This is a genomic window from Moorena sp. SIO2C4, assembly GCF_010672485.1.
GTDB lineage: Bacteria > Cyanobacteriota > Cyanobacteriia > Cyanobacteriales > Coleofasciculaceae > Moorena > Moorena producens.
In genome coordinates this window covers 1-2,099 of sequence record NZ_JAAHGN010001209.1, presented here as the reverse complement: position 1 = coordinate 2,099, position 2,099 = coordinate 1, and the positions used below count along the sequence as shown (strand labels likewise).

Sequence of the window (2,099 nt, the reverse complement as noted above, 5' to 3'; positions counted from 1 at the left end):
GGGAAAAGTATGTTCCTGCTGGAGGACCGGCGGGGGGTAATGGTGGTCGGGGGGGTAGCGTGATTTTGAATGCTATAGAGCACCTGCAAACGTTGCTAGATTTTAAATACGCCCATTGCTTTCGAGCTGAGAATGGGGGTCGGGGAGGCCCTAATAATCGGACGGGAAAAAATGGTAGCGATCGCATTATTGAAGTTCCCTGTGGCACGGTTGTTTACAATGCTGACACGGGAGAAATGCTGGGGGATTTGGTGCAACCTCGGCAAATGCTTTGTGTTGCCAAGGGTGGTAAAGGAGGTTTGGGAAATCGGCATTTCCTGAGTAATCACAATCGCGCACCAGAGCATGCGTTACCTGGACTACCAGGAGAGCAATTGAGGTTACGCTTAGAGTTGAAGTTACTGGCGGAGGTGGGCATTATTGGTCTACCTAATGCTGGTAAGTCTACTCTGATTTCAGCACTCTCAGCGGCACGACCCAAGATAGCCAATTACCCCTTTACCACTTTGATTCCGAATTTAGGTGTGGTTCGTAAACCAACTGGGGATGGTACTGTATTTGCTGACATTCCTGGGTTGATTGCTGGAGCTCATCAAGGTATTGGTCTCGGTCACGACTTCCTACGTCATATCGAACGCACTCGCTTGTTACTGCATTTGATTGATATTACTGCTGCTGACCCGATTGCTGATTATCACACCATTCAACAGGAGTTACAAGCCTATGGCAGAGAATTGCCAGAGCGTCCCCAAATTCTTGCCCTTAATAAAGTAGATGCGGTTGATCAAGACATGATCGAAGAGGTTTCTACTTACCTAAATCAGCTTACTCAGGTACCAGTTTTTTCGATTTCAGCTGTTGCTAAAATCGGCTTGGATGCTTTGTTATCGAAAATCTGGCAATCTCTAGATCAGTTGTCAGTGGCAGATTGCTCAAAGACAACAGTCAACCTTCCACAGTCAACTGTCAAGGTTTAACCGGTAATTAAGAAATGACTAATTATTAATGGCTAATTATTAAAGTAGTCATAGACTTGTCGAGAAATGGTGCGAATCAGTTTTTCGGCACTGGCATCATTAAAGGGGCGTTTGACCATTACAGAGATAATGTAACGCTTGCCGTTGGGCATTTTTACCAAACCTACATCGGCCAGTAGTCGGCCAAGGGTGCCAGTTTTGTGGGCAATGGTGGCACCATTACCTAGTCCTTGGGGTAATAAGGTGTTGGTCTTAGTTTGGATCATGATATCGATCAGGTCAGTACGAGATTGGGGAGAAATCCACTTACCTTGCTCAAGGTTAAAAATCAAACTAGCTAGTTCTCTTGGGCTAGTGGTGTTTGTTCCTGGCAAATCTGGTAGGGGGTTGCGCAGTACAGTTTTTTTCAAACCCCAAGAGCGGAATCGTTGATTGAGAACTTCGATGCCACCAAGACGTTCAATCAGCATATTCGTAGCCGTGTTATCACTAATGGTGATCATTTTGGTGGCTACTTCCAGAGCTTTGTACTGTTTGCCTGGTTTTTGATATTGCATGTTTCCAGAACCACCAGCAATCATCTCTGGTTTCATGGTTATATATTCATCTAATAAAACTTTGCCTGCATCTACATCCTGAAAGAAAGCAATTAGAATTGGTAACTTAATGGTGCTAGCAGCAGGAAAAATTAGACGGCTATTTGATTCTAGGAAAGCACCGGTATCAAGATCATGGATGAAGATTCCCGGTTGCAATTGGGGGTGTTGCTTTACTAGAGTTTGAATTTGTTTTTGTAAGGGAGATTTGTTCAGCAGCAGGGGTGTCAATTGAGAACTAATTGTCTGACTCAAACTCTGCTGGACTTCAATGGGAGCATTGTCTGTGGTTTTGGTAGATGGTTGGCTAGCAGTACCCAAGCTGGATAATACGGTACCTGCGATCGCTCCGAGACCAATTCCTACAATCAGCAAACGGATAATCAAAATCCAAAGCCGGTAGAAATTATTATCCATAGTCTACGGGGAGATGAGTTGTTAGTGATGACGGCTCAGATCAAGGACAACTACAAACTAAAAGCTCTGGTTCGCAGTTCCCAGATAATTATTAGCGATCAGGCAAGTT

2 protein-coding genes and 1 pseudogene are annotated in these 2,099 nt (G+C 44.6%); 2 read left to right on the top strand and 1 reads right to left on the bottom strand.

Going from position 1 to position 2,099, the window contains the following annotated elements:
- Nucleotides 1–977 (top strand): GTPase ObgE (gene obgE / locus F6K20_RS35660; RefSeq protein ID WP_287297977.1); only part of this gene is annotated, 977 nt, incomplete at its 5' end.
- A gap of 32 nt (nucleotides 978–1,009) precedes the next feature.
- Here the strand turns inward: obgE and F6K20_RS35655 are convergent.
- Nucleotides 1,010–1,990, bottom strand: a complete 981-nt coding sequence (locus tag F6K20_RS35655) for a serine hydrolase (RefSeq protein ID WP_287297975.1) — start codon at nucleotides 1,988–1,990, stop codon at nucleotides 1,010–1,012.
- Between F6K20_RS35655 and F6K20_RS41045 the strand changes: the two are divergent.
- Nucleotides 1,973–2,099 (top strand): annotated as a pseudogene (locus F6K20_RS41045) (GntR family transcriptional regulator); the annotation flags it as partial. The gene F6K20_RS35655 and the pseudogene F6K20_RS41045 overlap by 18 nt on opposite strands.